The following is a 22,025-nucleotide window of genomic DNA, read 5'->3' on the forward strand; positions in this document are numbered from 1 at the left end:
TTTCCGTCGTTAATATGTTAGGGTTTTAGTAACAGCATTAACATTGAGGTGGGAGTAAGACAACATTGGATGCCACAGCGATAATCAGTCTTTTCATTCTGGGTTCTGTGCTCGTAACCTGTAGTATTTTATTAAGTTCATTTTCATCGCGTCTCGGCATACCTATTCTTGTTATTTTCCTTGCCATCGGCATGCTGGCGGGTGTCGATGGTATCGGCGGTATTCCTTTCGATAACTACCCTTTCGCTTACATGATCAGTAACCTTGCGCTGGCGGTGATCCTGCTCGACGGCGGGATGCGCACCCAGGCGAGCTCATTTCGCGTGGCGCTGGGGCCCGCCCTGTCGCTGGCGACGGTCGGGGTGTTAATTACCTCCGGTCTGACCGGCATGATGGCGGCGTGGCTGTTCCATCTCGATCTGATGGAAGGTTTACTGATTGGCGCGATTGTCGGCTCAACCGACGCGGCGGCGGTGTTTTCCCTGCTGGGGGGCAAAGGGTTGAACGAACGCGTCGGGTCCACGCTTGAGATTGAATCCGGCAGTAACGATCCGATGGCAGTATTTCTCACCATCACGCTGATAGAGATGATCCAGCAGCATGAAACGGGCTTAAGCTGGATGTTTGTCCTGCATATCCTGCAGCAGTTCGGCCTGGGGATTGCGCTCGGCCTGGCCGGGGGTTACCTGCTTCAGCAGACGATCAACCGGATATCGCTGCCTTCGGGGCTCTACCCGCTGCTTGCCCTGAGCGGCGGCATTCTGATTTTTGCCGTCACCACTGCGCTGAACGGCAGCGGGATCCTCGCGGTTTATCTTTGCGGCTTCCTGCTGGGCAATCGCCCTATTCGCAACCGTCACGCCATTTTGCAGAACTTCGACGGGCTGGCCTGGCTGGCGCAAATCGGGATGTTCCTCGTGCTGGGCCTGCTGGTGACGCCGTCAGACCTGCTGCCGATTGCCGTTCCGGCGCTGATTTTATCGGCGTGGATGATCTTCTTCGCACGCCCTCTGTCGGTGTTTGCCGGTCTGCTGCCGTTTCGCGGCTTCAACCTGCGCGAACGGGTCTTTATCAGCTGGGTGGGGCTGCGCGGCGCGGTGCCCATTATCCTGGCTGTCTTCCCGATGATGGCAGGACTGGATAACGCGCGGCTGTTCTTTAACGTCGCCTTCTTCGTGGTGCTGATCTCGCTGCTGTTCCAGGGAACCTCGCTCGGGTGGGCAGCGAAAAAAGCCAAAGTGGTGGTTCCTCCTGTGGGCTGGCCGGTTTCCCGCGTGGGGCTGGATATTCACCCGGAAAACCCGTGGGAACAGTTTGTTTACCAGCTCAGCGCCGATAAATGGTGCGTGGGGGCATCGCTGCGCGATTTGCACATGCCTGCGGAAACGCGAATTGCCGCCCTGTTCCGCGATAATGTCCTGCTGCACCCAACCGGCAGCACCCGGCTACGCGAAGGCGATATTCTGTGTGTGATTGGCCGCGAGCGGGACCTGCCCGCCCTGGGTAAACTGTTCAGCCAGTCGCCTCCGGTGGCGCTGGATCAGCGTTTCTTCGGCGATTTTATTCTGGAAGCCAGCGCCAGGTTTGCGGATGTGGCCCTGATTTATGGGCTGGATGAAGGTGCTGAAGGCGACGATAACCAGCAAACGCTGGGCGAAATTATCCAGCAGCGCCTTGGTGCGGCCCCGGTTGTGGGTGACCAGGTGGAGTTTGCCGGGATGATCTGGACCGTAGCAGAGAAAGAAGATAACGCAGTGCGGAAAGTCGGTTTGCGGCCGATGGAAGAGGACGTGGAGTAGTGGTTTTTTGCCGGGTGGCGCTGACGCTTACCCGGCACACAGACACGTTACACCGTCACAACCGGCACTCTTGGGGCTAGCGCGCACATCAGTTCATACCCTACCGTCCCCGCCGCGGCAGCCACGTCATCAATTTTGACTTCGTTACCCCACAGCTCGACCGGGGAACCAATGCCCGCCTGCGGACATGGCGTGAGATCAACGGCCAGCATATCCATGGAGACGGTGCCCACCGTTCCCGTACGCACCCCGTCTACCCAGACTGGCGTACCGCTCGGCGCGATACGCGGGTAGCCGTCAGCATAACCGCCCGCCACAATACCAATCCGTTGCTCGCCCGTCGCCCGGTAACGGCTGCCGTAGCCCACCGTATCGCCGGCCTTCAGCGTCTGTACACCGATGATTTCGCTGCGCAGGGTCATCACCGGCTTAAGGCCGCTGTTGGCGATATCCTGCCACTGGCCTGAGGGAGAGGCGCCATAAAGGACAATGCCCGGGCGTACCCAGTTATAATGCGCCTCAGGATGCCACAGTGTGGCCGCTGAGTTGGAGAGCGAACGTGGGCAATCCAGCCCTTCTGCTGCCTGCTCAATGCGCACCATCGCATCGGCAATACCGTCCGGTTTTTCCGCATCGGCAAAATGCGCCATCAGCGTCATTTCGCCCACGTTCTTCAGGGCGCGCAGCTGTTGCCATACCGTATGGACCCGCTCAGGCTGGAAGCCCAGGCGGTTCATACCGCTATTCACCTTGAGATAAATATCCAGCGGTGCATGCAGTTTTGCATCCTGAATCGCTTTAATTTGCCAGTTGCTGTGAACGCTGGTGGTCAGCCGGTACTTATCCAGCAGCGGCAGATCGTCGGCGTGGAAGAACCCCTCAAGCAACAGAATGGGCCCTTTCCAGCCGCGCTCGCGCAGCAGAATGGCCTCTTCCAGATTCAGTAACGCAAAACCATCGGTGGCGCTGAGCGCACTCCAGATACGATCGATACCGTGGCCGTAGGCATTGGCTTTCACCACCGACCAGACGCGTGAACCTGGCGCCGCCCGGCGAACAATTTGCAGGTTATCCTTCAGGGCCTGCAAATCGAGCTGAGCCAGAACAGGACGGGACATGACAACTCCTTAGTTATGCGCGCCGTGCAGGTGCTGTGGACGCGAAGGGGTAAACCCCGATTGATAGCGTGCGGCACTTAAATCGTCAAACGGAATTGCCGGCGTGCGCCCGGATATCAAATCGCTAAGCAGCTGGCCTGAGCCGCAGGCCATTGTCCAGCCAAGCGTACCGTGGCCGGTATTGGTCCACAGGTTTTTGAACGGCGTACGGCCAACAATTGGCGTGCCGTCTGGCGTCATTGGACGCAGCCCGGTCCAGAAGGTTGCCTGCTCGACAAAACCGCCACGCGGGAACAGGTCGCCCACCACCATCTCCAGCGTTTCACGGCGCGGCTTCAGCAGCTCGGTGTTAAAGCCGACAATCTCCGCCATCCCGCCAACGCGGATGCGGTTATCAAAGCGGGTAATGGCGATTTTGTAGGTTTCATCCAGAATGGTGGAAACTGGCGCCCCGCTGTCCTCTTTTACCGGAATGGTCAGGGAGTAGCCCTTCAGCGGGTAAACCGGAATGTCGAGAATGCCCTTCAGCATCGCGGTGGAATAGGAGCCAAACGCCATGACGTAGGCATCCGCTTTAATGACTTCATCGCCACACTTCACGCCGTAGATACTGCCGCCTTCAGACAGCAGTTTGTCGACCGCGGTATTAAAGCGGAATTTCACCCCCGCCTGCTCGCACATCTGCGCGAGACGCTGCGTAAACAGCTGGCAGTCGCCGGTTTCATCATTCGGCAAACGCAGGCCGCCCGTCAGCTTGTGCGACACTTCTGCCAGTGCCGGTTCAACCTGCCCAAGCTGGCTCGCTTCGAGCAGTTGATACGGTACGCCCGCATCTTCCAGCACGGCAATATCACGGGTGGCGTTTTCATACTGTTGCGCCGTGCGGAACAGCTGCAGCGTGCCGCCCTGGCGACCTTCGTACTCAATACCGGTGGAGGCGCGCAGTGCTTTCAGGCAGTCACGGCTGTATTCCGCCAGACGCACCATCCGACCTTTGTTTTCCATGTAGTGCCGGGTGTCGCAGTTGCGCAGCATCTGCCACATCCACTTCAGCTGGAACTGGGTGCCGTCGAGGCTGATGGCCAGCGGCGCATGGCGCTGGAACATCCACTTAATTGCCTTCAGCGGAACGCCGGGTGCCGCCCACGGCGCGGCATAGCCCGGAGAGATCTGTCCGGCGTTCGCCGCACTGGTTTCCAGCGCAGGCCCTGACTCACGATCGATAACGGTCACGTCATGTCCCGCCTGACTTAAATACCAGGCGCTGGTTACGCCAACGACACCACTTCCCAGTATGACAACACGCATAGCCACTCCATATGTGCAAAAGAACAATCTTCTAATTACAGATTGATAACCTAGTTGAAAATATTATTCAACATACGACTTTTTTATGGTGACTTACCTCACACACCCCCCAGCATCAGGGGATGAGGCGAATTTGGGATCTCCTGCTGCGCGTTATTTTTAACCAGTATAAAATTCTGTGAAGACCGCTTTTTTTGCCGCATCAAAAACGGGAAATCGCAAAGAAAAAATTTCTGCTCCAGCACGCTTTTTAACACGGTGATCTATGCTTATCAGGAGGCTCTCCAGACAGAGAGAGCTCCCACAACGAGGGCGCGCTAATGGCTACTATTGATTCCCTGAATAAGGACAGCACACGTCTGAGCGATGGACCCGACTGGACCTTCGAGTTGCTGGATGTCTATCTCGCCGAAATCGACCGGGTGGCAAAACTGTATCGTCTGGATACCTATCCCCATCAGATTGAAGTCATTACGTCCGAGCAGATGATGGACGCCTACTCCAGCGTCGGGATGCCGATCAATTATCCGCACTGGTCGTTTGGTAAAAAATTCATTGAAACGGAGCGCTTATATAAGCACGGCCAGCAGGGGCTGGCGTATGAGATCGTGATCAACTCCAATCCGTGTATCGCCTACCTGATGGAAGAGAACACCATTACCATGCAGGCGCTGGTGATGGCGCATGCCTGCTACGGGCATAACTCGTTCTTCAAGAATAACTACCTGTTCCGCAGCTGGACGGATGCCAGCTCGATTGTCGATTACCTGATCTTCGCGCGTAAGTACATTACCGACTGCGAAGAGCGCTACGGCGTGGACGAAGTGGAGAAACTGCTCGACTCCTGTCACGCGCTGATGAACTACGGCGTTGATCGCTACAAACGTCCACAGAAAATCTCCCTTCAGGAGGAGAAAGCGCGGCAGAAAAGCCGCGAAGAGTATCTGCAAAGCCAGGTGAATATGCTGTGGCGCACCCTGCCGAAACGTGAAGAAGAGAAAGCGGTTGCCGAAGCGCGTCGCTACCCGTCTGAGCCGCAGGAAAACCTGCTCTATTTTATGGAGAAAAACGCGCCGCTGCTGGAGCCGTGGCAGCGTGAGATCCTGCGCATTGTGCGTAAGGTCAGCCAGTATTTCTATCCGCAGAAACAGACCCAGGTGATGAACGAAGGCTGGGCCACCTTCTGGCATTACACCATCCTTAACCATCTGTACGATGAGGGGAAAGTCACCGAGCGGTTCATGATGGAGTTCCTGCACAGCCATACAAACGTGGTGTTCCAGCCGCCTTACAACAGCCCGTGGTATAGCGGCATTAACCCGTACGCGCTCGGCTTTGCGATGTTCCAGGACATTAAACGCATCTGCCAGTCGCCAACGGAAGAAGATAAATACTGGTTCCCGGATATCGCCGGCTCTGACTGGCTGGAAACGCTGCATTTCGCGATGCGTGACTTTAAGGATGAGAGCTTCATCAGCCAGTTTATGTCGCCGAAGATCATGCGTGATTTCCGCTTCTTCACCGTGCTGGATGACGACCGCAATAACTACCTGGAGATTTCGGCGATCCATAACGAGGAAGGTTACCGTGAGATCCGTTCTCGCCTCTCCTCCCAGTACAACCTGAGCAACCTTGAACCCAACATTCAGGTATGGAACGTGGATTTACGCGGCGATCGCTCCCTGACGCTGCGCTATATTCCGCACAACCGGGCCCCGCTGGATAAAGGACGCAAAGAGGTGCTGAAGCATGTGCATCGCCTGTGGGGCTTTGATGTACTGCTGGAGCAGCAGAATGAAGATGGCAGCGTGGAGCTGCTGGAACGTTGCCCGGCGCGGTTGAATACATTGTAATGGTTTTTGCCGGGTTTTGTAGGCCCGGTAAGCGAAGCGCCACCGGGCGAAAAAAACCTCTCACTTGAGAGGTTTTTTATTTCAGCGGCCCTGAATGGCTAAATCACCCGGCAGTGTTTTCTGCATCCGGTGCCAGATTTCACCGGAATCGTGGCCGTAGCGGCGCACCGTTTCATACACCTGATCGTGCAGGCCTTCAGTACAGAGCTTGCTGAGCTTATGGTAGAAGCCCAGCGCCAGGCTGCGCGCCTCGGGGTTAGCAAAGTAGTGGCGACCGATACGGGTATACAGCCCTTTCATGCCGTTCAGGATCAGACCGTACACCGGGTTACCGGAGGCAAACGCCAGTCCGCGGAAAACGTTGTAATCGAGCGTGGCAAAGGCATCCGCGTGATCTTCCACTTCGTTCGCGCTGGCAAGCACCTGCAGCGCGTCTTCCGGATGCTGACGAAAAGCGGTACGAATAAAGATTGTCGCAATGTTGGTACGCACCGAGAGCAGATTGTCGATCAGCTGTGGCACGCTTTCGTGATCGAGGCGCGCCAGCGTTTCAAGAATGTTCAGCCCGGAGGTTTCCCAGAAGTTGTTTACTTTCGTTGGCTTACCGTGCTGGATCGTCAACCAGCCATCGCGCGCCAGTCGCTGGAGCACTTCACGCAGCGTGGTGCGAGTGACGCCAATCAGTTCAGAGAGTTCGCGTTCAGCCGGAAGAATGGATCCCGCAGGGAAGCGATTATTCCAGATGCTTTCAATGATGTACTCTTCCGCGAAACCCGCCGGGCTCTGCGCCTTAATGACCATAGTGAGATTTCCATTACACAGCTTTTGCAAATTGCACTCATCATACCAGAGGCATGCAATGGCAGGTAGCGCGTGAAAGAGAGAAAAGAGGGATCGCTGTTTTATTTTCGTGAAATTTACAATACACGCTTATCCGCCTCTGCCCCGCGTTTTTTGCGTATACTGATGTTTTGTTTTACCTGACGGGGAAGGACGTCTGTTGTGGAAATTTCTTTTGGGCGCGCGCTGTGGCGCAATTTTTTAGGCCAGTCTCCTGACTGGTACAAACTGATACTTCTGGTTTTCCTGGTTGTTAATCCCATTATTTTTAGTATCACTCCGTTCGTCGCCGGGTGGCTGCTGGTGGCGGAGTTTATCTTCACCCTGGCCATGGCGCTGAAATGTTATCCCCTGCTGCCGGGTGGTTTGCTGGCTTTTGAAGCCGTGGTTATCGGTATGACGAGCGCAGAACATGTCAAAGCCGAGCTGGCATCCAACCTTGAAGTGCTTCTGCTGCTGATCTTCATGGTGGCCGGTATCTACTTTATGAAACAGCTGCTGCTGTTTATCTTCACCCGCCTGTTGCTTAGCATTCCGTCTAAAACGATGCTGTCGCTGGCGTTCTGCCTTGCTGCCGCATTCCTTTCGGCCTTCCTGGATGCACTAACCGTCGTGGCGGTGGTCATCAGCGTTGCCGTCGGGTTTTACGGCATTTATCACCGCGTGGCATCGTCCCGTCCGGGCGAGGATTTGCAGGACGACAGCCACGTCGAGGCGCATAACCGTGAGGTGCTGGAACAGTTCCGCGCGTTTCTGCGCAGCCTGATGATGCACGCAGGCGTCGGTACCGCATTAGGTGGCGTGATGACCATGGTAGGTGAGCCGCAAAACCTGATCATCGCCAAAGCGGCTGAGTGGCATTTTGGCGAGTTTTTCCTGCGCATGGCCCCGGTCAGCCTGCCCGTGTTCGTCTGCGGGTTAGCGACCTGTATCCTGGTCGAGAAATTCAACGTTTTCGGCTACGGTGCGCAGTTGCCTGAGCCAGTTCGCAAAGAGCTGCATAAATTCGACGAGCAGAACCGTACGCAGCGCACGCGCCAGGAGACGCTGCGTCTGATTGCGCAGGGGATCATCGGTCTCTGGCTTATCGTCGCGCTGGCTTTCCATCTTGCCGAAGTCGGGCTGATTGGTCTTTCAGTTATTATTCTTGCGACGACCTTTAGCGGGGTAACGGATGAACATGCTATCGGTAAAGCCTTTACCGAAGCCCTGCCGTTTACCGCGCTGCTGGCGGTCTTCTTTGCGGTGGTGGCGGTGATTATCGACCAACACCTGTTCGCCCCGATTATTACTTTTGTACTGCAGGCGGCGCCCGACGCGCAACTGTCGCTCTTCTATCTGTTCAACGGCCTGCTGTCATCCATCTCCGATAACGTTTTTGTCGGCACGGTCTACATCAATGAAGCCAAAGCGGCGATGGAAGAAGGCATTATCAACGCCGGGCAGTTCGAGCTGCTGGCGGTTGCCATTAATACCGGCACCAATCTGCCGTCGGTGGCGACGCCAAACGGACAGGCCGCGTTCCTGTTCCTGCTGACCTCGGCCCTCGCGCCACTCATACGTCTTTCTTATGGAAAGATGGTCTGGATGGCGCTGCCCTATACGCTGGTGCTCACCATTGTGGGATTGCTTTGCGTCAAAATTACCCTCATTCCCTGTACGCAATGGCTGATACAAGCGGGTATACTTGCGGCGCATTAAAATTCGTTTACACTGCGCTTTCTAAGCATGTTCCAGGGAAATGATTATGTTGAGATTTTTAAACCAGTGCTCCCGCGGTCGCGGAGCATGGTTGTTAATGGCCCTGACCGCCTTTGCGCTGGAAATGGTCGCGCTGTGGTTCCAGCATGTGATGGGACTCAAACCCTGCGTGCTCTGTATCTACGAGCGCTGCGCGCTGTTTGGCGTCATGGGCGCGGGTCTGTTGGGTGCGATTGCACCTAAAACACCGCTCCGCTACGTCGCTATCGCGGTCTGGCTGTACAGCGCCTGGAAAGGGATTGAGCTTTCCTGGCAGCACGCCATGATGCAACTGCACCCGTCGCCGTTTATGACCTGTGATTTCGCTGCCCGCTTCCCGAGCTGGTTGCCGCTGGATAAATGGCTGCCGCAGGTGTTTGTCGCTTCCGGTGACTGCTCAGTACGTCAGTGGGAATTCCTGTCGCTGGAGATGCCGCAGTGGCTGGTGGGCATTTTTGTGGCCTACTTCGTCGTGGCGCTGCTGGTGCTAATTGCTCAGCCGTTTAAGCCGAAGAAGCGCGATCTGTTCGGAAGGTAAAAGCAAAACGGCAACGATAGTTGCCGTTTTTAGTTTTTGCGCCCTCTCCCGTGGGAGAGGGTTGGGGTGAGGGCATCAGGCCGCACCCCAATAAAAACCCGCCGAGGCGGGTTTTTATTTATCACCGGGTCGGGTGATTCATAATGTGGTCTTCCCAGTCCCGCACCTCGGACTCTTTCACCGCGATGTGGCGCACCGAAATACGCTCGCCGTGCATGGCCGCTTTAGAGCCGGTCAGCAAGGGGTGCCATGTCGGCAGATCCTTCCCTTCCGCCAGCAGGCGATACGCGCAGGTATGCGGCAGCCATTCAAACGTCGGCAGGTTCTCACGGGTGAGCTTAATGCAGTCCGGCTCGAACTCAAAGCGGCGCTCGTAGTTGCGGCACTGGCAGGTTTTGATGTTTAACTGCTTACAGGCAACGTTGGTGAAATAGATTTCATCAGTGTCTTCATCCATGAGCTTATGCAGGCAGCACTGCCCGCAGCCGTCACATAACGACTCCCACTCCACGTCTGTCATTTCGTCGAGAGTTTTGCGTTGCCAGAAAGGGATGTCGTTCATCAGGATGTCCACACGTCAAAAGAAAGCGCACCTTATAACGAGTCTGGCACGTTGATGCAAGTTTTGCCGCCCTGAGGGGCGGCAAAATGCGTTTACAGCACGCGGGTTTTCAGTGACAGGCCGTTAAAGCTCACGTCCAGTTCGTCTCCACCGCTAAGAGGGCCGACACCTTCTGGCGTACCGGTCAGGATCACATCACCCGGCTTAAGGGTAAAGAAGCGGCTCATATAGGCAATCAGCGGCACGATCTTATGGATCATATCTGCCGTGGTACCCTGCTGGCGGATCTCACCGTTCACTTTCAGGCTGAGGGACGTGTTCTGTGGATCGCCGGTAAATTCGCCGACCGGAACAAAACCCGAGATCGGGCAGGCATTATCAAAGCCTTTGGCTTTTTCCCACGGCTGCCCTGCTTTCTTCAGCTTGCCCTGTACCTCACGCAGCGTCAGATCCAGCGCCACGCCGTAACCGGCGATAGCTTTTTGCACATGCTCTTCGGAGGCCTGGCGTAGCGTCGCGCCAATCAGCACCGCCAGCTCCACTTCATGATGCACTGAACCCAGTCCCTGCGGCAGTGCCAGCGGCTGGCGGATATCGCAAAGCGCGGTTTCCGGCTTAATGAACAGCACCGGCTCTTCTGGCGTCGCGCTGCCCATCTCCTGAATGTGTTTGGCATAATTGCTGCCCACGCAAACCACTTTGCTGACGGGATAATCCAGTAATGCACCTTGCCAGTTATGATGTTGATACATGGTCGACCCCTAAACGGTTGATGTGTTATGCCCGAAAACAGGTGAGGCTATTTTTTACCGGTCGCCTCAAGATGCTGTTTTAATAAATTCTCGGGAGGTGGCGGAAGCTGTAAATAATAGCCTTGCTCCGTTAAGGCCGTTTTAACTTTTTCCAGATCGGCGTTAACCAGTTTCTTACGACCGTCGAGCGGCAGCAGCATCGCCAGCTGAGGTCGGCCAAAGCTCTTCATTAATTCTTCTGGCACGCGGGAAAAATCGTCTTTCTTTTCGACATAAAGATAGGTCTGGTCGCGGCTTGTACTTCTGTAGATCACACAAAACATGTTTTTACTCTGAATTCATAGGTGGTTGCTTGCCTCAATATACTCCTGACTATAACATGCCTGATACTCTTCGGAATATCGCAGCGAGTGGTTGCGGTTAATAGCAAATTGAGTAAGGCCAGGATGTCAAACACGCCCATCGAGCTTAAAGGCAGTAGCTTCACCTTATCAGTGGTACATTTGCATGATGCAAAACCCGAGGTTATTCGTCAGGCGTTAGAAGACAAAATCGCTCAGGCTCCCGCCTTTCTGAAACACGCCCCTGTTGTTATCAATGTCAGTGGTCTGGAATCCCCGGTTAACTGGAAACAACTCCAGCAGGCCGTCTCCTCTACCGGTCTGCGCATTGTGGGCATCAGCGGCTGTAAAGATCCTGAGCTGAAAGCGGAAATCGACCGTGCGGGACTGCCTCTTCTGAACGAAGGCAAAGAAAAAGCCCCACGTGCGGCCCCCGTTGCCGTTGAAACGCCCCCACCTGCGGTACAAAACGTTACCGCCCTCACAAAAACGCGAATGATTGATGTGCCGGTTCGTTCCGGACAGCGCATTTATGCACCAAACTGTGATCTAATTGTTACAAGCCACGTCAGCGCTGGCGCTGAGCTGATTGCAGATGGCAATATTCACGTTTACGGTATGATGCGTGGGCGTGCACTCGCCGGGGCGAGTGGCGATCGGGACGCACAAATATTTTGTACTCACCTGACTGCGGAACTGGTGTCCATCGCAGGTGAATATTGGCTGAGCGACAAGATCCCAGCCGAATTTTATGGCAAAGCGGCTCGTCTGCGACTGGCAGACGACGCGTTGACCGTTCAACCGTTGAATTGATCCCTTTTTAACAAGGAATTTCTATGGCACGCATTATTGTTGTTACTTCGGGTAAAGGAGGCGTTGGCAAGACCACCTCCAGCGCGGCCATCGCTACTGGTTTGGCCCAGAAGGGAAAGAAAACCGTCGTTATCGATTTCGATATCGGTCTGCGTAACCTCGACCTGATTATGGGTTGTGAACGTCGCGTCGTGTATGACTTCGTAAACGTGATTCAGGGCGATGCCACCCTTAACCAGGCGCTGATTAAAGACAAGCGCACCGAGAACCTTTATATCCTCCCGGCCTCTCAGACGCGTGACAAAGACGCCCTGACCCGCGAAGGGGTTGAAAAGGTGCTCGATGAGCTGAAAAAAATGGAGTTCGACTTCATTGTCTGTGACTCCCCTGCCGGTATCGAAACCGGTGCCCTGATGGCGCTCTATTTCGCTGATGAAGCGATCATCACCACGAACCCTGAAGTGTCATCCGTCCGTGACTCTGACCGCATTCTCGGGATCCTCGCATCCAAATCCCGCCGTGCGGAAAATGGCGAAGACCCGATTAAAGAGCACCTGCTGCTGACCCGCTATAACCCGGGCCGCGTAAACAAAGGTGACATGCTGAGCATGGAAGACGTGCTGGAGATCCTGCGCATTAAACTGGTGGGCGTCATCCCGGAAGACCAGTCCGTGCTGCGCGCCTCTAACCAGGGCGAGCCAGTGATCCTTGATACAACAGCAGATGCCGGTAAAGCGTATGCGGATACGGTTGACCGTCTGCTGGGAGAAGAACGTCCTTTCCGCTTCATTGAAGAAGAGAAGAAAGGTTTCCTCAAACGCCTGTTCGGAGGATAAGTTATGGCATTACTGGACTTTTTTCTCTCGCGGAAAAAGAACACCGCCAACATCGCAAAAGAACGACTGCAAATCATCGTTGCGGAGCGTCGTCGTAGCGACGCCGAGCCTCACTACCTGCCGCAGCTGCGCAAGGACATCCTGGAAGTGATCTGCAAATATGTGCAGATTGACCCGGAGATGGTCACCGTGCAGCTGGAGCAAAAAGACGGGGATATTTCGATTCTGGAGCTGAACGTCACGCTCCCGGAAGCGGAAGAGTCGCGTCCGTAGTTTTTGATTTCGTAGCCCCGGTAAGCGCAGCGCCTCCGGGGGAATATGCCGGGTATATCGCCCGGCATATTGATTATCGTGGATACCCTTCCAGCAACGTATTCAGGCGATCGGCCATCAATTCCCCGCGCCAGCCCGCCATCATTTCCGGTAAGCCATTCTGCGGTTTCAGCTTCCAGTGCCAGTTCAGCAACTGGTTTATCTGACGACGTGATGCCAGCAATTCCGCACTCAGTTTGCTTTCTGCCGCCACAGCCTGCACCAGCGCTTTAATATCTTTAAACGCTTTGCGGTAACCCGGCATATCCATCAGATTCAGCAGCGGCTCTGGCAGTGCGTCATCCGGTATCTGCTGCGCTTTGGCCACCAGCGCGAGCAACGTTTTTCCGTGAAAGCGGATTTCGCTGCCTGAAAGCCCAATGCTGTCCAGCTCACCCATGCTGCCTGGCATATAGCGTGCGACCGCCCACAGGTGCTCTTCGCGTACCACAAAGTTAACGGCCAAATCGCGTTCGCGCGCTTTACGCAGGCGCCAGTCGGCTAATAATTGCAGACAGGCCAGCTGACGCGTACGCAGCTGCCACGCGTTGCTGATATCGCGCCAGGCCTCTTTCGGGTCAGCAATTTCCTGGCGACGCTGCTGCGTCATGCGGCACTCATCCAGAGCAGCAGGCAGCCAGCCGGAGGCTTCTGCCTCTTTCATCAGTTGTCCGGCAATCGGCAGCAGGTAAAACACATCTGCTGCAGCGTAATCCAGCTGACGCTCTGTGAGCGGGCGCGCCAGCCAGTCGGTACGGGATTCACTTTTATCCAGGGTCAGGCCGGTGTACTTCTCAACCATGGCGGCAAAGCCCCATGAAAGCGGACGATTGCTGAACGCGGCGAGGATCTGCGTGTCAATCAGCGGCTGCGGCATGATGCCAAACGTATTCAGAAAGACTTCCAGATCTTCACTGCCTGCGTGCAGGTATTTGGTGACCGCAGTATCAAGCAGCAGGTCACGCATCGGCGTCCAGTCGGTAATGCCGAGCGGGTCAATCAGCGACACGTGTTTGCCGTCGTACATCTGAATCAAACCCAACTGCGGATAATACGTCCGGGTACGGACAAACTCGGTATCCAGGGCGATGGCAGGAAAGTCGCGCGTCACTTCGCACAGCGAAGCCAGCTCGTCGTTGGTCGTGATCATCTGGTAATTCAAAACGGTTTCTCTTTTGTTTGCGCCCATAAAAAACGCCGGCTAAACCGGCGTCTGGGCGATTAGCGTGAAGCTCAGGCCTTATTGTCCACTTTGGCACGGGCTTCGTCACGTAATTCTCGTCGTAATATCTTCCCGACGTTCGATTTCGGCAGCTCATCGCGGAACTCCACCAGCTTCGGCACTTTATAGCCGGTGAGCTGACGGCGGCAGAACGTGATGAGCTCCTCCTCGGTAAGAGAGGCGTTTTTCTTCACCACAAAAATCTTCACTGCCTCGCCGCTGCTGCCGGAAGGTACGCCAACCGCGGCAACTTCAAGCACGCCGCTATGCTGCATCACCACATCTTCGATCTCATTCGGATAGACGTTAAATCCCGAGACGAGGATCATGTCTTTCTTACGATCGACAATGCGCAGGAAGCCCTCTTCGTCCATCACCGCGATATCACCGGTGTGCAGCCAGCCGTCTTTGATGATTTCGTCGGTGGCATCAGGACGCTGCCAGTAGCCCAGCATCACCTGTGGCCCTTTAACGCACAGCTCACCCGGCTCGCCCGGTGCAACTTCGTTGTCGTCATCATCCACCAGTTTGGCTTCCGTCGACGGTACGGGCAGGCCGATACTGCCGCTGTGATAGTCGATATCATGCGGATTGACGCTGACCAGCGGGGCGCATTCGGTCAGGCCATAGCCTTCGAGTAAATACTGGCCGGTGAGTTTCACCCAGCGCTCGGCCACCGCCTGCTGAACCGGCATTCCGCCGCCCGCAGAGAGGTGCAGCGTGGAGAAATCAAGCTGCTGGAACTCTTTGTTATTAAGCAGCGCGTTAAACAGGGTATTGACCCCGGTCATGGCGGTGAACGGGTATTTCGCCAGCTCTTTAACCAGCCCCGGAATGTCGCGTGGGTTGGTGATCAGCACGTTCTGACCGCCCAGCTCGATGAACAGCAGGCAGTTCATGGTCAGCGCAAAAATGTGATAAAGCGGAAGCGCGGTGATGACCACCTCTTTGCCCGGATGCAGCAGCGGCCCGTAGGTCGCATTCACCTGCTCAAGGTTCGCCAGCATATTGCGGTGAGTCAGCATGGCGCCTTTGGCCACGCCGGTAGTGCCACCGGTGTACTGCAGGAACGCAAGATCCTCTGACACCACTTCCGGTTTGACGTATTGCATACGATACCCGGCATGCAACGCGCGGCGGAAGGAGATGGCATCCGGCAGATGGTATTTCGGTACCAGACGTTTGATGTATTTGACGACAAAGTTAACCAGCGTGCCCTTGGCGGTGGAGAGCTGATCCCCCATGCGCGTCAGGATGACGTGTTTAACCTGGGTTCTGTCGACCACTTTCTCCAGCGTGTGGGCAAAGTTGGAAACGATCACAATTGCGGTCGCGCCGCTGTCGTTCAACTGATGCTCCAGTTCACGTGGGGTGTAGAGCGGGTTGACGTTGACGACAATCATCCCGGCCCGCAGGATACCAAATAACGCGACCGGGTATTGCAGCAGGTTCGGCATCATCAGCGCGACGCGATCCCCTTTTTGCAGCCCCAGCCCTTCCTGCAAATAGGCCGCGAACGCCCGACTCCGCTCCTCAAGCTTACGGAACGTCATCACCTCACCCATATTGATAAACGCGGGCTGATCGGCGTAACGCCTTACCGAGTGTTCAAATAATTCAACCAGGGATTGATAACGGTCAGGATTGATCTCCGCAGGCACATCTGCGGGATAACGGTTAAGCCAAACCTTGTTCAATGCATCACCTCTGAATTGAGTGTTCGTCGTCATCACAACCCCGATAATAAACAGTTTGTTAACATTATATTAACTCAGCGTACCAGTTTATTAATTGCCCAGATTTAAGGTTGCGAAGCGCGTCACTCTTTTTTTTCGTTTTAGCCGTAAAAAAACAGAGACAGCGGCTGAGCCGCTGTCTCTTTTCTAACAATAACAGTAAGTTACTCAGTAACGATCGTCTGTACCTGCGCCGGGCCTGGGTTATACCAGCCCCAGCCGGGGTAGCCGTAACGATACGGGTGTGGGCCCCACATCCACGGATCAACAGGCTGGGGCGGCATGATCACCTGCTGTGTCAGCCGCCAGCGTTTGTAGCCGTTAACCTGCATGGTCATAAATTTGTAAGGCGTTGTGCCGATTTTGCCCTGTGTCGTGCCGGTAATCGGCCCGACGACGGTCACCAGCTGTCCACGGAAATCAACCGGGTCGAGGAAGCCGCTGACATCGGCAAAAATGCGCCCGCGCGAGGTTTCGCCGAGGATCGGCCGCGCGCCGCTATCCAGTGGCACGGTGGCGATCTCCAGCCGGGTTTTCCCCTGCTGGTTTTGCACCTCAATCACCTTCCCGCCGAAGCGCGCTTCCTGACCGACGTAAAGCTCAGGGGCATTCATCACGCGAACCAGATCCTGCTGTGGCGTAGGGCTACTGCCCTTAATCGCATCAGGAACGGAAACGCATCCGCTCAGTGCTATGGCCACAGCGCCTGCCATAATTAGGCGTACTACTTTAGTCTGAACCGCCATGATGCGACTCCTTTTTCTCAGTTCCTGTTACTGAGATTCACTCGCGGCCTGGAAGTTTCTTCCACGCGACGGTGTTTCGCAAATAAACCGGCTCGGCATGTTCAACAGCCACGGTTTTTCCTGCTGCGAGCAGCTGGCAAGCCAGGGGAAGCATATCCTCTGCGGCAGGCAGAAGCATGTTGCCGTCCACCAGCGTTACGCCGGTACCGTTTGCCATGTCAGGCCATGCCGCCCAACCGGTCCCTACCGTCGCCCACTCACCGGAGAGGTTCTGCAACCGTTCGGTTACCGCTTCCGGCTTGAGCACCGCTTCCGTCTCTTCGCCGTGCCACACGCCCTGCTCGTCGCAGGTGTATTCAGCCCAGTAGACTTCGCCCATGCGGGCATCAATCGCTGCCAGCACACGGGTAGCACCGGTCATACGCCACGCGCCCTGCGCCATCGTCGCCAGGGTGGAAACACCGATCATCGGCAGGTCAGCGCCCAGCGCCAGCCCCTGCGCAATACCGATCCCAATGCGTACACCCGTAAAGCTGCCGGGGCCACGGCCAAAGGCCAGCGCATCGAGGTCGGTTAAGGTGGTGTTGCCCTGGGTCAAAATCGCTTTCACCAGGGGCAGAATACGTTGGGTGTGTTCTCGTGGGCACTCTTCGAAATGAGCAGAAATAGCACCGTCGTTCCACAGAGCAACGGAACACGCCTCTGTAGCGGTATCAATAGCCAGAATTCGCATCAGTCGTCGCGCTCTCGCAATGGTCAGTCACAAAATGGCGCGCATCTTAGCACACTCCCGGGCAAATTACTCCGCCGTTGGGTTGGCCAGGAAGCGAACCGCGCGTTTAATGTCCCGCGTACGCGGCGCGGGCGGCAGGCTGGCAAGGAAGGTCGCACCGTAGGGGCGCATCACCAGCCGGTTATCACAAATTACGAGCACGCCGCGGTCGTCCACGTCGCGGATCAGGCGTCCTACCCCCTGTTTGAGGGTGATCACCGCGTCCGGCAGCTGTACCTCGTCGAAAGGATCGCCTCCGCGCAGACGGCAGTCTTCCATCCGCGCTTTGAGCAGCGGATCGTCCGGCGAGGTAAAAGGCAGTTTATCGATAATCACCAGCGACAGGGTATCGCCCCGCACGTCCACACCTTCCCAGAAGCTGCTGGTTGCCACCAGAAGCGCATTCCCGGCACTGACAAACTGCTGTAACAGTTGCCCTTTGCTGGTTTCCCCCTGCAGCAGCACCGGCAAGGTCATGGTGGCGCGGAACTGTTCTGCCAGGTCGCGCATCATGGCGTGAGAGGTGCAGAGCATAAAGCAGCGGCCATTGTTGGCCTCAATCATCGGCTTCAGCATGGCTGCCAACAGGCGTGCGGCGCCGGGCTGGTTGGGTAACGGCAGATTACGCGGCACGCAGAGCAGCGCCTGTTTTTCATAATCAAACGGGCTCGGCAGCAGCAGTGACTCCGCCTGTTCAATCCCGAGACGCTCGGTGAAGTGGTGCAGATCGTCATTCACCGACAGGGTCGCGGAGGTAAATATCCAGCTCCCCGGTTTTTGCGCCATCACCTCTTTGAATTTGTCTGCCACCGTCAGCGGCGTAAGCGCCAGAGTGAAATGACGAGACGTGCATTCATACCAGTAGCTGTACCCCGGCTGGTTGATCTCCTTCAGCCGTTTCAGCCGCCCGCGATAGAGCGTGGCACGCTCGAAGGCAGCGTCCAGCAGCGCAGAACGGCCAAGCGACAGTTTCGCCACGTCGTAACAGAGTTCCAGCGCGTCATCCAGCAGCAGTAGCGCGCGCTGGATATTATTGTCCGCCAGCAGCTCGCGCAGATTGCCGCGGTAACCCGGCTCGCCAAGCTGCAGGCGAAAATCCTGCGCGCTTTGCGCGAGGCGATCGGCACATTTTTGCAGCTGCTGGGTATCTTTTAATTCAGTGCGATAAGCAATGGTAAAATCTTTCGCCAGATCCAGCAGCTGGCGGCTGGAGAGCGACTGGCCGAAATACTGGCTGGCGATATCCGGAAGCTGATGGGCTTCGTCGAAGATCATCACTTCCGCTTCAGGAATAAGTTCGCCAAAACCGCTGTCTTTCACCACCATATCCGCGAGAAACAGATGGTGGTTGACCACCACCACATCTGCATCCATCGCCGTTTTACGCGCTTTGACCACAAAACAGTCTTTATACAGCGGGCAGTCGCTGCCCAGGCAGTTGTCATTGGTGCTGGTCACCAGCGGCCAGGCGGGAGAGTCTTCCGCCACGCTCGCGCAGGTGCTGATATCCCCCTCTTCCGTCTGGTTAGCCCAGGCGCGAAGGATGATCACATCACTCAGGGTCTGCACCGGCAGGTCGCCGCCCGCCAGCGCCTGCTGTTCAAGACGCTCCAGGCAGAGATAGTTGGAGCGCCCTTTCAGCAACGCCAGCCGCCCTTTATATTTCAGCGCTTTTGCCACCGTCGGCAAATCACGGCTGTAGAGCTGATCCTGCAACGCCTTCGAGCCGGTAGAGATGATCACCTTCTTTTTCGCGCGCAGCGCCGGTGCAAGGTAAGCGTAGGTTTTTCCCGTGCCGGTTCCGGCCTCGACCACCAGCGGCTGTGCCTTATCGATGGCGCGAGCGACGGCATGCGCCATCTGACGCTGCGGTTCACGCGGTTTAAAACCGGGAATAGCCTGTGCTAACTTCCCTTCAGGGGAAAAATCGTCTGCCACGGTGTTCTCTCACTGTATTTTTGCACAGGGATTATGTCAGCCCATCCTCTCCTGTGCCACCCCAAATAGTGACGACGGCGAAACAATATGGCAGTCTTGCCGCCTGATGACGAAAGTAACGAGGAAACGTTTATGACAATTGTGCGCATTGATGCCGAAGCCCGCTGGTCTGATGTAGTCATTCATAACCAGACGCTCTATTACACTGGCGTGCCGTCCAATCTGGATGCGGGTGCCTTTGAACAAACAGCTGACACCCTGGCGCAGATCGATGCGGTGCTGGAAAAGCAAGGCAGCGACAAATCGCGTATTCTGGACGCCACCATTTTCCTGGCGAATAAAGACGATTTTGCGGCCATGAACAAAGCCTGGGATGCGTGGGTGGTGGCGGGTCACGCGCCTGTACGTTGTACCGTACAGGCCACGCTGATGAAGCCGGAATACAAGGTAGAGATTAAGATTATCGCGGCTGTGTAAGCCGGTTACTCTTCATCTTCATCCTCGAAACGCGCCACGATCCGCTCGCCGGTATGGGTGGCGCGAAGTTCTTCCGCCACCTGAGAAATGGCCTGCCCGCTGCTCATCCCCTGGGACATCAGCTCCTGGATCCGCTCAACCGCTTTCTGCTGTTGCTCGTGGCTCAGAGAAGGTAAACCTGCAAACATCGTCAACTCCTGCTAAATTATTCGCGCTAATTATTTCACGCTGCCCGGTAGTATGCCACACATGAACATGCGCTTCCCCACTGTTATTACCCTGCCGTGGCGTACTGACGCCGCTGAATTCTGGTTTGCTCGTCTGAGCCATCTTCCCTGGGCGATGCTGCTGCATTCCGGCAATGCGGACCATCCTTACAGCCGCTTCGACATTGTGGTTGCTGACCCGGTGCGCACGGTGACATCCGAAAACCAGCCCTCCACGCACGATCCGCTGATCCAGCTTCAGGAGGCTATCGACGAGCTGGGTTTGTCTGCCACGCCTGACCCGGATCTTCCCTTCCAGGGTGGTGCGCTGGGCGTGTTTGGCTATGACCTTGGTCGCCGCTTTGAAACGCTGCCTTTCGTTGCGAAGGCAGATATTCCGCTGCCGGATATGGCGGTGGGACTTTACGACTGGGCGCTGATTGTCGATCACCATAAACAGGTGGTCTCCCTGCTCAGCCATTCGGATGTGGAGGCACGCCTGGCCTGGCTGAACGCGCAGCAGCCCGCAGCCGCGCCGGATTTCCGTCTGACCTCTGCGTGGCGTTCAAACATGACCCCGCAGACCTATGCGGAAAAATTCGCACGCGTGCAGGCGTATCTGCAAAGCGGTGATTGTTATCAGGTTAACCTTGCCCAGCGCTTCCAGGCGACGTATCAGGGCGATGAATGGCAGGCCTTTACCCGCCTCAATGCCAGCAACCGGGCACCGTTTAGTGCGTTTATCCGTCTCGATCAGGGCGCGATCCTGAGTCTTTCGCCTGAGCGGTTTATTCATCTGGCGGAAGGCAAGATCCAGACACGCCCGATTAAAGGGACCTTGCCGCGCCTGAGCGATCCGGCTGCTGACCGCCAGCAGGCGGAAAAGCTCGCCGCGTCACCGAAGGACCGCGCCGAAAATTTAATGATTGTCGACCTGATGCGCAACGACATTGGCCGGGTGGCGGTACCGGGCAGCGTTCGCGTGCCGGAGCTGTTCGTCGTCGAGCCTTTCCCGGCGGTGCACCATCTGGTCAGCACCATTACCGCACAGCTGCCGGCTTCGCGTACCCCCTGCGATCTTCTGCGCGCCGCGTTCCCGGGTGGCTCCATCACCGGCGCGCCAAAAGTGCGGGCGATGGAGATTATCGATGAACTGGAACCGCACCGTCGCAACGCCTGGTGCGGCAGCATTGGCTACGTTAGCGTCTGCGGCACGCTGGATACCAGCATCACTATTCGCACCCTGACGGCCTGCGACGGCCAGCTTTACTGTTCCGCAGGCGGCGGGATTGTTGCTGACAGCCAGGTCGAGGCGGAATATCAGGAAACCTTTGATAAAGTTAACCGTATCCTGCAACAACTGGAGAACTGACGGGTGGAGAGAGAGAACCTGACGCTGGATGATTTTCTGTCGCGCTTTCAGCTTTTGCGGCCACAGGTGAGCCGCGAAGCGCTTAATCAACGTCAGGCGGCGGTGCTGATCCCCGTGGTGCGTCGTGAGCAGCCCGGTTTGCTGCTGACCCAGCGCTCCCCTCATTTACGCAAACATGCCGGTCAGGTCGCTTTCCCCGGCGGCGCGGTAGACAGCAGCGATGCCTCGCTGATTGCCGCGGCGCTGCGTGAAGCGCAGGAAGAGGTGGCTATCCCACCGGAGGCCGTCGAGATTGTCGGCGTCCTCCCGCCGGTGGACAGCGTGACCGGTTTCCAGGTGACGCCGGTGGTGGGCATTATCCCGCCCGGCCTTCAGTATCACGCCAGTGTTGATGAGGTGTCTGCGGTGTTTGAAATGCCACTAGAAGAAGCCCTTCGCCTCAGTCGCTATCACCCGCTGGATATTCAGCGCCGTGGGCACGATCATCGGGTCTGGTTGTCCTGGTATCAGCATTATTTTGTCTGGGGCATGACGGCGGGCATCATTCGTGAACTGGCTCTGCAAATCGGCCTGAAGCCTTGACTATACTTTACATTCCACCCTCTTTTGTCAGGTTTGCGATCGGCGTCGCGCTATTAGCAAAACCATCGTTAACCATTAGTTTAATTCATGTGAATAGTTAAGCCGAGGTCGATGTTCCCTCTTACACTATGCGCAGTTATAACATCGTTACTGGAACCCCGG

Annotated in this window: 22 protein-coding genes; 10 read left to right on the plus strand and 12 right to left on the minus strand. The window is 56.2% G+C overall.

The window, feature by feature from the left end; genetic code table 11:
* Positions 1-65 precede the first annotated feature (65 nt).
* Positions 66-1,799, plus strand: coding sequence for a potassium/proton antiporter (locus tag ACQG22_RS13835; protein WP_013096157.1), 1,734 nt, complete (start codon positions 66-68; stop codon positions 1,797-1,799).
* A gap of 47 nt (positions 1,800-1,846) precedes the next feature.
* On the opposite strand, the gene dadX is transcribed toward ACQG22_RS13835, so the two are convergent.
* Together dadX and ACQG22_RS13845 are read right to left on the minus strand one after the other, a co-directional pair.
* The gene (dadX, locus tag ACQG22_RS13840; protein ID WP_013096156.1) at positions 1,847-2,917 is read right to left on the minus strand and encodes a catabolic alanine racemase DadX; all 1,071 of its coding nucleotides are present in this window, start codon (positions 2,915-2,917) and stop codon (positions 1,847-1,849) included.
* Between the two features lie 9 nt (positions 2,918-2,926).
* Entirely contained in the window at positions 2,927-4,225 is a 1,299-nt protein-coding gene (locus ACQG22_RS13845; protein ID WP_014832348.1) for a D-amino acid dehydrogenase, read from the minus strand.
* Positions 4,226-4,545: 320 nt separating this feature from the next.
* Here ACQG22_RS13845 and ACQG22_RS13850 point away from each other — a divergent pair, with 320 nt between their 5' ends.
* Positions 4,546-6,078 carry a SpoVR family protein gene (locus tag ACQG22_RS13850; RefSeq protein WP_013096153.1) on the plus strand — a complete coding sequence of 511 codons (1,533 nt, stop codon included), beginning with the start codon at positions 4,546-4,548 and terminating at the stop codon, positions 6,076-6,078.
* Positions 6,079-6,159: 81 nt separating this feature from the next.
* On the opposite strand, the gene fadR is transcribed toward ACQG22_RS13850, so the two are convergent.
* Positions 6,160-6,879 (minus strand): fatty acid metabolism transcriptional regulator FadR, encoded by a 720-nt coding sequence (gene fadR / locus ACQG22_RS13855; protein ID WP_013096152.1) that lies wholly within the window; start codon positions 6,877-6,879, stop codon positions 6,160-6,162.
* 201 nt (positions 6,880-7,080) lie between these two features.
* Here fadR and nhaB point away from each other — a divergent pair, with 201 nt between their 5' ends.
* Entirely contained in the window at positions 7,081-8,619 is a 1,539-nt protein-coding gene (nhaB, locus tag ACQG22_RS13860; protein ID WP_128310460.1) for a Na(+)/H(+) antiporter NhaB, read from the plus strand.
* A 46-nt stretch (positions 8,620-8,665) separates the two neighbouring features.
* On the plus strand, positions 8,666-9,196 hold the full coding sequence (dsbB, locus tag ACQG22_RS13865; RefSeq protein WP_058678600.1) for a disulfide bond formation protein DsbB: 531 nt from the start codon (positions 8,666-8,668) through the stop codon (positions 9,194-9,196).
* 121 nt (positions 9,197-9,317) lie between these two features.
* Here dsbB and ACQG22_RS13870 read toward each other — a convergent pair whose 3' ends face one another.
* The 3 genes from ACQG22_RS13870 to ACQG22_RS13880 all read right to left on the minus strand — a co-directional run bounded on the left by ACQG22_RS13870 (position 9,318) and on the right by ACQG22_RS13880 (position 10,833).
* Positions 9,318-9,758, minus strand: a complete 441-nt coding sequence (locus ACQG22_RS13870; protein ID WP_014832353.1) for a YcgN family cysteine cluster protein — start codon at positions 9,756-9,758, stop codon at positions 9,318-9,320.
* Positions 9,759-9,850: 92 nt separating this feature from the next.
* Complete coding sequence (locus ACQG22_RS13875; RefSeq protein ID WP_346720676.1) at positions 9,851-10,510, minus strand: fumarylacetoacetate hydrolase family protein; 660 nt, start codon at positions 10,508-10,510, stop codon at positions 9,851-9,853.
* 47 nt (positions 10,511-10,557) lie between these two features.
* Positions 10,558-10,833 (minus strand): YcgL domain-containing protein, encoded by a 276-nt coding sequence (locus tag ACQG22_RS13880; protein ID WP_013096146.1) that lies wholly within the window; start codon positions 10,831-10,833, stop codon positions 10,558-10,560.
* A gap of 123 nt (positions 10,834-10,956) precedes the next feature.
* Here ACQG22_RS13880 and minC point away from each other — a divergent pair, with 123 nt between their 5' ends.
* The 3 genes from minC to minE are packed head-to-tail and all read left to right on the plus strand — an operon-like array spanning position 10,957 to position 12,773.
* Positions 10,957-11,664: a septum site-determining protein MinC gene (gene minC / locus ACQG22_RS13885; RefSeq protein WP_129252455.1), complete on the plus strand. Its 708-nt coding sequence runs from the start codon at positions 10,957-10,959 to the stop codon at positions 11,662-11,664.
* Positions 11,665-11,687: 23 nt separating this feature from the next.
* Entirely contained in the window at positions 11,688-12,500 is an 813-nt protein-coding gene (gene minD / locus ACQG22_RS13890; RefSeq protein WP_013096144.1) for a septum site-determining protein MinD, read from the plus strand.
* A gap of 3 nt (positions 12,501-12,503) precedes the next feature.
* Positions 12,504-12,773, plus strand: a complete 270-nt coding sequence (minE, locus tag ACQG22_RS13895; protein ID WP_008500504.1) for a cell division topological specificity factor MinE — start codon at positions 12,504-12,506, stop codon at positions 12,771-12,773.
* A 73-nt stretch (positions 12,774-12,846) separates the two neighbouring features.
* Here minE and rnd read toward each other — a convergent pair whose 3' ends face one another.
* From rnd to ACQG22_RS13920, 5 genes are all read right to left on the minus strand, one after another.
* Positions 12,847-13,974, minus strand: a complete 1,128-nt coding sequence (gene rnd / locus ACQG22_RS13900; RefSeq protein WP_369706667.1) for a ribonuclease D — start codon at positions 13,972-13,974, stop codon at positions 12,847-12,849.
* A gap of 71 nt (positions 13,975-14,045) precedes the next feature.
* On the minus strand, positions 14,046-15,731 hold the full coding sequence (fadD, locus tag ACQG22_RS13905) for a long-chain-fatty-acid--CoA ligase FadD (protein ID WP_072193822.1): 1,686 nt from the start codon (positions 15,729-15,731) through the stop codon (positions 14,046-14,048).
* A gap of 203 nt (positions 15,732-15,934) precedes the next feature.
* The gene (locus ACQG22_RS13910; RefSeq protein WP_013096141.1) at positions 15,935-16,516 is read right to left on the minus strand and encodes a Slp family lipoprotein; all 582 of its coding nucleotides are present in this window, start codon (positions 16,514-16,516) and stop codon (positions 15,935-15,937) included.
* A gap of 37 nt (positions 16,517-16,553) precedes the next feature.
* Entirely contained in the window at positions 16,554-17,249 is a 696-nt protein-coding gene (gene tsaB, locus ACQG22_RS13915) for a tRNA (adenosine(37)-N6)-threonylcarbamoyltransferase complex dimerization subunit type 1 TsaB (RefSeq protein WP_369706662.1), read from the minus strand.
* Between the two features lie 66 nt (positions 17,250-17,315).
* Positions 17,316-19,226, minus strand: coding sequence for an ATP-dependent DNA helicase (locus ACQG22_RS13920; RefSeq protein ID WP_218655924.1), 1,911 nt, complete (start codon positions 19,224-19,226; stop codon positions 17,316-17,318).
* A 132-nt stretch (positions 19,227-19,358) separates the two neighbouring features.
* Between ACQG22_RS13920 and ACQG22_RS13925 the strand changes: the two genes are divergently transcribed.
* Entirely contained in the window at positions 19,359-19,703 is a 345-nt protein-coding gene (locus ACQG22_RS13925; RefSeq protein ID WP_045294454.1) for a RidA family protein, read from the plus strand.
* Positions 19,704-19,708: 5 nt separating this feature from the next.
* Here the strand turns inward: ACQG22_RS13925 and ACQG22_RS13930 are convergent, their stop codons facing one another.
* Entirely contained in the window at positions 19,709-19,891 is a 183-nt protein-coding gene (locus ACQG22_RS13930; RefSeq protein WP_008500497.1) for a YoaH family protein, read from the minus strand.
* Positions 19,892-19,952: 61 nt separating this feature from the next.
* On the opposite strand from ACQG22_RS13930, the gene pabB reads away from it, so the two are divergent.
* Positions 19,953-21,281 carry an aminodeoxychorismate synthase component 1 gene (gene pabB, locus ACQG22_RS13935; RefSeq protein WP_369706666.1) on the plus strand — a complete coding sequence of 443 codons (1,329 nt, stop codon included), beginning with the start codon at positions 19,953-19,955 and terminating at the stop codon, positions 21,279-21,281.
* A gap of 3 nt (positions 21,282-21,284) precedes the next feature.
* Positions 21,285-21,863, plus strand: a complete 579-nt coding sequence (locus tag ACQG22_RS13940; protein WP_013096136.1) for a CoA pyrophosphatase — start codon at positions 21,285-21,287, stop codon at positions 21,861-21,863.
* The last annotated feature ends 162 nt before the right edge of the window (positions 21,864-22,025 follow it).

The organism is Enterobacter cloacae complex sp. 309I3, assembly GCF_050031595.1.
Lineage (GTDB): Bacteria > Pseudomonadota > Gammaproteobacteria > Enterobacterales > Enterobacteriaceae > Enterobacter > Enterobacter cloacae.

Bases quoted from the DNA above. Each gene is read 5' to 3' on its own strand.
- tsaB (WP_369706662.1), bottom strand. From the start codon at position 17,249: ATGCGAATTCTGGCTATTGATACCGCTACAGAGGCGTGTTCCGTTGCT.
- ACQG22_RS13870 (WP_014832353.1), bottom strand. From the start codon at position 9,758: ATGAACGACATCCCTTTCTGGCAACGCAAAACTCTCGACGAAATGACA.
- ACQG22_RS13925 (WP_045294454.1), top strand. From the start codon at position 19,359: ATGACAATTGTGCGCATTGATGCCGAAGCCCGCTGGTCTGATGTAGTC.
- fadR (WP_013096152.1), bottom strand. From the start codon at position 6,879: ATGGTCATTAAGGCGCAGAGCCCGGCGGGTTTCGCGGAAGAGTACATC.
- pabB (WP_369706666.1), top strand. From the start codon at position 19,953: ATGAACATGCGCTTCCCCACTGTTATTACCCTGCCGTGGCGTACTGAC.
- ACQG22_RS13845 (WP_014832348.1), bottom strand. From the start codon at position 4,225: ATGCGTGTTGTCATACTGGGAAGTGGTGTCGTTGGCGTAACCAGCGCC.
- ACQG22_RS13880 (WP_013096146.1), bottom strand. From the start codon at position 10,833: ATGTTTTGTGTGATCTACAGAAGTACAAGCCGCGACCAGACCTATCTT.
- dadX (WP_013096156.1), bottom strand. From the start codon at position 2,917: ATGTCCCGTCCTGTTCTGGCTCAGCTCGATTTGCAGGCCCTGAAGGAT.
- ACQG22_RS13850 (WP_013096153.1), top strand. From the start codon at position 4,546: ATGGCTACTATTGATTCCCTGAATAAGGACAGCACACGTCTGAGCGAT.
- minE (WP_008500504.1), top strand. From the start codon at position 12,504: ATGGCATTACTGGACTTTTTTCTCTCGCGGAAAAAGAACACCGCCAAC.
- ACQG22_RS13930 (WP_008500497.1), bottom strand. From the start codon at position 19,891: ATGTTTGCAGGTTTACCTTCTCTGAGCCACGAGCAACAGCAGAAAGCG.
- ACQG22_RS13875 (WP_346720676.1), bottom strand. From the start codon at position 10,510: ATGTATCAACATCATAACTGGCAAGGTGCATTACTGGATTATCCCGTC.
- ACQG22_RS13910 (WP_013096141.1), bottom strand. From the start codon at position 16,516: ATGGCGGTTCAGACTAAAGTAGTACGCCTAATTATGGCAGGCGCTGTG.
- dsbB (WP_058678600.1), top strand. From the start codon at position 8,666: ATGTTGAGATTTTTAAACCAGTGCTCCCGCGGTCGCGGAGCATGGTTG.
- minC (WP_129252455.1), top strand. From the start codon at position 10,957: ATGTCAAACACGCCCATCGAGCTTAAAGGCAGTAGCTTCACCTTATCA.
- minD (WP_013096144.1), top strand. From the start codon at position 11,688: ATGGCACGCATTATTGTTGTTACTTCGGGTAAAGGAGGCGTTGGCAAG.